The sequence below is a fragment of the Klebsiella sp. TF21-TM genome, from assembly GCF_019753495.1.
Lineage (GTDB): Bacteria > Pseudomonadota > Gammaproteobacteria > Enterobacterales > Enterobacteriaceae > Klebsiella > Klebsiella quasipneumoniae.
Map to the genome: position 1 here is coordinate 1 of NZ_JAIJYL010000065.1, position 5,757 is coordinate 5,757.

The window sequence follows — 5,757 nt, forward strand, 5'->3', positions numbered from 1 at the left end:
CTTAGCGGAAAGTTCTTTTACCCTCAGCCGAAATGCCTGCCGTTGCTAGACATTGCCAGCCAGTGCCCGTCACTCCCGTACTAACTGTCACGAACCCCTGCAATAACTGTCACGCCCCCCTGCAATAACTGTCACGAACCCCTGCAATAACTGTCACGCCCCCAAACCTGCAAACCCAGCAGGGGCGGGGGCTGGCGGGGTGTTGGAAAAATCCATCCATGATTATCTAAGAATAATCCACTAGGCGCGGTTATCAGCGCCCTTGTGGGGCGCTGCTGCCCTTGCCCAATATGCCCGGCCAGAGGCCGGATAGCTGGTCTATTCGCTGCGCTAGGCTACACACCGCCCCACCGCTGCGCGGCAGGGGGAAAGGCGGGCAAAGCCCGCTAAACCCCACACCAAACCCCGCAGAAATACGCTGGAGCGCTTTTAGCCGCTTTAGCGGCCTTTCCCCCTACCCGAAGGGTGGGGGCGCGTGTGCAGCCCCGCAGGGCCTGTCTCGGTCGATCATTCAGCCCGGCTCATCCTTCTGGCGTGGCGGCAGACCGAACAAGGCGCGGTCGTGGTCGCGTTCAAGGTACGCATCCATTGCCGCCATGAGCCGATCCTCCGGCCACTCGCTGCTGTTCACCTTGGCCAAAATCATGGCCCCCACCAGCACCTTGCGCCTTGTTTCGTTCTTGCGCTCTTGCTGCTGTTCCCTTGCCCGCACCCGCTGAATTTCGGCATTGATTCGCGCTCGTTGTTCTTCGAGCTTGGCCAGCCGATCCGCCGCCTTGTTGCTCCCCTTAACCATCTTGACACCCCATTGTTAATGTGCTGTCTCGTAGGCTATCATGGAGGCACAGCGGCGGCAATCCCGACCCTACTTTGTAGGGGGAGGACGCACTTACCGGTTTCTCTTCGAGAAACTGGCCTAACGGCCACCCTTCGGGCGGTGCGCTCTCCGAGGGCCATTGCATGGAGCCGAAAAGCAAAAGCAACAGCGAGGCAGCATGGCGATTTATCACCTTACGGCGAAAACCGGCAGCAGGTCGGGCGGCCAATCGGCCAGGGCCAAGGCCGACTACATCCAGCGCGAAGGCAAGTATGCCCGCGACATGGATGAAGTCTTGCACGCCGAATCCGGGCACATGCCGGAGTTCGTCGAGCGGCCCGCCGACTACTGGGATGCTGCCGACCTGTATGAACGCGCCAATGGGCGGCTGTTCAAGGAGGTCGAATTTGCCCTGCCGGTCGAGCTGACCCTCGACCAGCAGAAGGCGCTGGCGTCCGAGTTCGCCCAGCACCTGACTGGTGCCGAGCGCCTGCCGTATACGCTGGCCATCCATGCCGGTGGCGGCGAGAACCCGCACTGCCACCTGATGATCTCCGAGCGGATCAATGACGGCATCGAGCGGCCCGCCGCTCAGTGGTTCAAGCGGTACAACGGCAAGACCCCGGAGAAGGGCGGGGCACAGAAGACCGAAGCGCTCAAGCCCAAGGCATGGCTTGAGCAGACCCGCGAGGCATGGGCCGACCATGCCAACCGGGCATTAGAGCGGGCTGGCCACGACGCCCGCATTGACCACAGAACACTTGAGGCGCAGGGCATCGAGCGCCTGCCCGGTGTTCACCTGGGGCCGAACGTGGTGGAGATGGAAGGCCGGGGCATCCGCACCGACCGGGCAGACGTGGCCCTGAACATCGACACCGCCAACGCCCAGATCATCGACTTACAGGAATACCGGGAGGCAATAGACCATGAACGCAATCGACAGAGTGAAGAAATCCAGAGGCATCAACGAGTTAGCGGAGCAGATCGAACCGCTGGCCCAGAGCATGGCGACACTGGCCGACGAAGCCCGGCAGGTCATGAGCCAGACCCAGCAGGCCAGCGAGGCGCAGGCGGCGGAGTGGCTGAAAGCCCAGCGCCAGACAGGGGCGGCATGGGTGGAGCTGGCCAAAGAGTTGCGGGAGGTAGCCGCCGAGGTGAGCAGCGCCGCGCAGAGCGCCCGGAGCGCGTCGCGGGGGTGGCACTGGAAGCTATGGCTAACCGTGATGCTGGCTTCCATGATGCCTACGGTGGTGCTGCTGATCGCATCGTTGCTCTTGCTCGACCTGACGCCACTGACAACCGAGGACGGCTCGATCTGGCTGCGCTTGGTGGCCCGATGAAGAACGACAGGACTTTGCAGGCCATAGGCCGACAGCTCAAGGCCATGGGCTGTGAGCGCTTCGATATCGGCGTCAGGGACGCCACCACCGGCCAGATGATGAACCGGGAATGGTCAGCCGCCGAAGTGCTCCAGAACACGCCATGGCTCAAGCGGATGAATGCCCAGGGCAATGACGTGTATATCAGGCCCGCCGAGCAGGAGCGGCATGGTCTGGTGCTGGTGGACGACCTCAGCGAGTTTGACCTGGATGACATGAAAGCCGAGGGCCGGGAGCCTGCCCTGGTAGTGGAAACCAGCCCGAAGAACTATCAGGCATGGGTCAAGGTGGCCGACGCCGCAGGCGGTGAACTTCGGGGGCAGATTGCCCGGACGCTGGCCAGCGAGTACGACGCCGACCCGGCCAGCGCCGACAGCCGCCACTATGGCCGCTTGGCGGGCTTCACCAACCGCAAGGACAAGCACACCACCCGCGCCGGTTATCAGCCGTGGGTGCTGCTGCGTGAATCCAAGGGCAAGACCGCCACCGCTGGCCCGGCGCTGGTGCAGCAGGCTGGCCAGCAGATCGAGCAGGCCCAGCGGCAGCAGGAGAAGGCCCGCAGGCTGGCCAGCCTCGAACTGCCCGAGCGGCAGCTTAGCCGCCACCGGCGCACGGCGCTGGACGAGTACCGCAGCGAGATGGCCGGGCTGGTCAAGCGCTTCGGTGATGACCTCAGCAAGTGCGACTTTATCGCCGCGCAGAAGCTGGCCAGCCGGGGCCGCAGTGCCGAGGAAATCGGCAAGGCCATGGCCGAGGCCAGCCCAGCGCTGGCAGAGCGCAAGCCCGGCCACGAAGCGGATTACATCGAGCGCACCGTCAGCAAGGTCATGGGTCTGCCCAGCGTCCAGCTTGCGCGGGCCGAGCTGGCACGGGCACCGGCACCCCGCCAGCGAGGCATGGACAGGGGCGGGCCAGATTTCAGCATGTAGTGCTTGCGTTGGTACTCACGCCTGTTATACTATGAGTACTCACGCACAGAAGGGGGTTTTATGGAATACGAAAAAAGCGCTTCAGGGTCGGTCTACCTGATCAAAAGTGACAAGGGCTATTGGTTGCCCGGTGGCTTTGGTTATACGTCAAACAAGGCCGAGGCTGGCCGCTTTTCAGTCGCTGATATGGCCAGCCTTAACCTTGACGGCTGCACCTTGTCCTTGTTCCGCGAAGACAAGCCTTTCGGCCCCGGCAAGTTTCTCGGTGACTGATATGAAAGACCAAAAGGACAAGCAGACCGGCGACCTGCTGGCCAGCCCTGACGCTGTACGCCAAGCGCGATATGCCGAGCGCATGAAGGCCAAAGGGATGCGTCAGCGCAAGTTCTGGCTGACCGACGACGAATACGAGGCGCTGCGCGAGTGCCTGGAAGAACTCAGAGCGGCGCAGGGCGGGGGTAGTGACCCCGCCAGCGCCTAACCACCAACTGCCTGCAAAGGAGGCAATCAATGGCTACCCATAAGCCTATCAATATTCTGGAGGCGTTCGCAGCAGCGCCGCCACCGCTGGACTACGTTTTGCCCAACATGGTGGCCGGTACGGTCGGGGCGCTGGTGTCGCCCGGTGGTGCCGGTAAATCCATGCTGGCCCTGCAACTGGCCGCACAGATTGCAGGCGGGCCGGATCTGCTGGAGGTGGGCGAACTGCCCACCGGCCCGGTGATCTACCTGCCCGCCGAAGACCCGCCCACCGCCATTCATCACCGCCTGCACGCCCTTGGGGCGCACCTCAGCGCCGAGGAACGGCAAGCCGTGGCTGACGGCCTGCTGATCCAGCCGCTGATCGGCAGCCTGCCCAACATCATGGCCCCGGAGTGGTTCGACGGCCTCAAGCGCGCCGCCGAGGGCCGCCGCCTGATGGTGCTGGACACGCTGCGCCGGTTCCACATCGAGGAAGAAAACGCCAGCGGCCCCATGGCCCAGGTCATCGGTCGCATGGAGGCCATCGCCGCCGATACCGGGTGCTCTATCGTGTTCCTGCACCATGCCAGCAAGGGCGCGGCCATGATGGGCGCAGGCGACCAGCAGCAGGCCAGCCGGGGCAGCTCGGTACTGGTCGATAACATCCGCTGGCAGTCCTACCTGTCGAGCATGACCAGCGCCGAGGCCGAGGAATGGGGTGTGGACGACGACCAGCGCCGGTTCTTCGTCCGCTTCGGTGTGAGCAAGGCCAACTATGGCGCACCGTTCGCTGATCGGTGGTTCAGGCGGCATGACGGCGGGGTGCTCAAGCCCGCCGTGCTGGAGAGGCAGCGCAAGAGCAAGGGGGTGCCCCGTGGTGAAGCCTAAGAACAAGCACAGCCTCAGCCACGTCCGGCACGACCCGGCGCACTGTCTGGCCCCCGGCCTGTTCCGTGCCCTCAAGCGGGGCGAGCGCAAGCGCAGCAAGCTGGACGTGACGTATGACTACGGCGACGGCAAGCGGATCGAGTTCAGCGGCCCGGAGCCGCTGGGCGCTGATGATCTGCGCATCCTGCAAGGGCTGGTGGCCATGGCTGGGCCTAATGGCCTAGTGCTTGGCCCGGAACCCAAGACCGAAGGCGGACGGCAGCTCCGGCTGTTCCTGGAACCCAAGTGGGAGGCCGTCACCGCTGATGCCATGGTGGTCAAAGGTAGCTATCGGGCGCTGGCAAAGGAAATCGGGGCAGAGGTCGATAGTGGTGGGGCGCTCAAGCACATACAGGACTGCATCGAGCGCCTTTGGAAGGTATCCATCATCGCCCAGAATGGCCGCAAGCGGCAGGGGTTTCGGCTGCTGTCGGAGTACGCCAGCGACGAGGCGGACGGGCGCCTGTACGTGGCCCTGAACCCCTTGATCGCGCAGGCCGTCATGGGTGGCGGCCAGCATGTGCGCATCAGCATGGACGAGGTGCGGGCGCTGGACAGCGAAACCGCCCGCCTGCTGCACCAGCGGCTGTGTGGCTGGATCGACCCCGGCAAAACCGGCAAGGCTTCCATAGATACCTTGTGCGGCTATGTCTGGCCGTCAGAGGCCAGTGGTTCGACCATGCGCAAGCGCCGCCAGCGGGTGCGCGAGGCGTTGCCGGAGCTGGTCGCGCTGGGCTGGACGGTAACCGAGTTCGCGGCGGGCAAGTACGACATCACCCGGCCCAAGGCGGCAGGCTGACCCCCCCCACTCTATTGTAAACAAGACATTTTTATCTTTATAAAACAATTGGTTGGGGATGTTTGAGCGCAATTAACAGGCAGCCAAAACTGGCAAAATGAGCATGCCTATGAATAAAATGTTGTACGTAAAACTCGAAGGCAATTTTAGTATGAAAGAAAAGGTAGTTGTTGATAAAGCGATTTCACTCCATACCGAATCATTCGGCGACCCGGCCCATGAACCCATTATCCTGATCATGGGGGCAATGGCGTCTGCGGTGTGGTGGCCTGATGAGTTTTGCTCCCAACTAGCCAAAATGGGTCGCTATGTGATCCGGTACGACCACCGTGATACCGGGAAATCAACAAGCTATGAGCCAGGTCAAGCTCCATATTCCGTTGAAGAATTAGCAGATGATGTGGTTCGCGTCATTGATGGTTATGGTCTGGAAGCTGCTCATTT

8 protein-coding genes and 1 pseudogene are annotated in these 5,757 nt (G+C 62.6%); 8 read left to right on the forward strand and 1 reads right to left on the reverse strand.

The annotated features are described in order from the left end of the window. Positions 1–511 precede the first annotated feature (511 nt). Entirely contained in the window at positions 512–796 is a 285-nt protein-coding gene (locus K5R89_RS26460) for a mobilization protein C (protein ID WP_000238497.1), read from the reverse strand. Between the two features lie 199 nt (positions 797–995). Between K5R89_RS26460 and K5R89_RS27670 the strand changes: the two are divergent. The 8 genes and pseudogenes from K5R89_RS27670 to K5R89_RS26490 form a co-directional block, all read left to right on the forward strand. Next, positions 996–1,637, forward strand: a pseudogene (locus tag K5R89_RS27670) (MobA/MobL family protein); the annotation flags it as partial. Between the two features lie 106 nt (positions 1,638–1,743). Then, positions 1,744–2,157, forward strand: a complete 414-nt coding sequence (locus K5R89_RS27675) for an IncQ-type mobilization protein MobB (protein ID WP_010890157.1) — start codon at positions 1,744–1,746, stop codon at positions 2,155–2,157. Between the two features lie 98 nt (positions 2,158–2,255). Then, entirely contained in the window at positions 2,256–3,125 is an 870-nt protein-coding gene (locus K5R89_RS27680) for a DNA-primase RepB domain-containing protein (protein ID WP_229382459.1), read from the forward strand. 60 nt (positions 3,126–3,185) lie between these two features. Next, positions 3,186–3,398 (forward strand): hypothetical protein, encoded by a 213-nt coding sequence (locus tag K5R89_RS26470; RefSeq protein WP_000455501.1) that lies wholly within the window; start codon positions 3,186–3,188, stop codon positions 3,396–3,398. Position 3,399: 1 nt separating this feature from the next. Next, positions 3,400–3,606, forward strand: a complete 207-nt coding sequence (gene urfF / locus K5R89_RS26475; protein WP_007857788.1) for a plasmid repression protein F — start codon at positions 3,400–3,402, stop codon at positions 3,604–3,606. A gap of 29 nt (positions 3,607–3,635) precedes the next feature. Then, positions 3,636–4,475: a helicase RepA family protein gene (locus K5R89_RS26480; protein ID WP_000190708.1), complete on the forward strand. Its 840-nt coding sequence runs from the start codon at positions 3,636–3,638 to the stop codon at positions 4,473–4,475. Then, positions 4,462–5,313, forward strand: a complete 852-nt coding sequence (gene repC, locus K5R89_RS26485; RefSeq protein WP_000240536.1) for a replication protein C, IncQ-type — start codon at positions 4,462–4,464, stop codon at positions 5,311–5,313. The genes K5R89_RS26480 and repC overlap by 14 nt, the downstream gene beginning before the upstream one ends. A gap of 109 nt (positions 5,314–5,422) precedes the next feature. After that, a partial coding sequence (locus tag K5R89_RS26490; RefSeq protein ID WP_368736279.1) for an alpha/beta fold hydrolase occupies positions 5,423–5,757 on the forward strand: 335 nt, incomplete at its 3' end.

What these genes read in the sequence shown, in the direction of transcription:
- K5R89_RS26460 (WP_000238497.1), bottom strand. Translation starts at nt 796, where the DNA reads ATGGTTAAGGGGAGCAACAAGGCGGCGGATCGGCTGGCCAAGCTCGAA.
- K5R89_RS27675 (WP_010890157.1), top strand. Translation starts at nt 1,744, where the DNA reads ATGAACGCAATCGACAGAGTGAAGAAATCCAGAGGCATCAACGAGTTA.
- K5R89_RS27680 (WP_229382459.1), top strand. Translation starts at nt 2,256, where the DNA reads ATGAACCGGGAATGGTCAGCCGCCGAAGTGCTCCAGAACACGCCATGG.
- K5R89_RS26470 (WP_000455501.1), top strand. Translation starts at nt 3,186, where the DNA reads ATGGAATACGAAAAAAGCGCTTCAGGGTCGGTCTACCTGATCAAAAGT.
- urfF (WP_007857788.1), top strand. Translation starts at nt 3,400, where the DNA reads ATGAAAGACCAAAAGGACAAGCAGACCGGCGACCTGCTGGCCAGCCCT.
- K5R89_RS26480 (WP_000190708.1), top strand. Translation starts at nt 3,636, where the DNA reads ATGGCTACCCATAAGCCTATCAATATTCTGGAGGCGTTCGCAGCAGCG.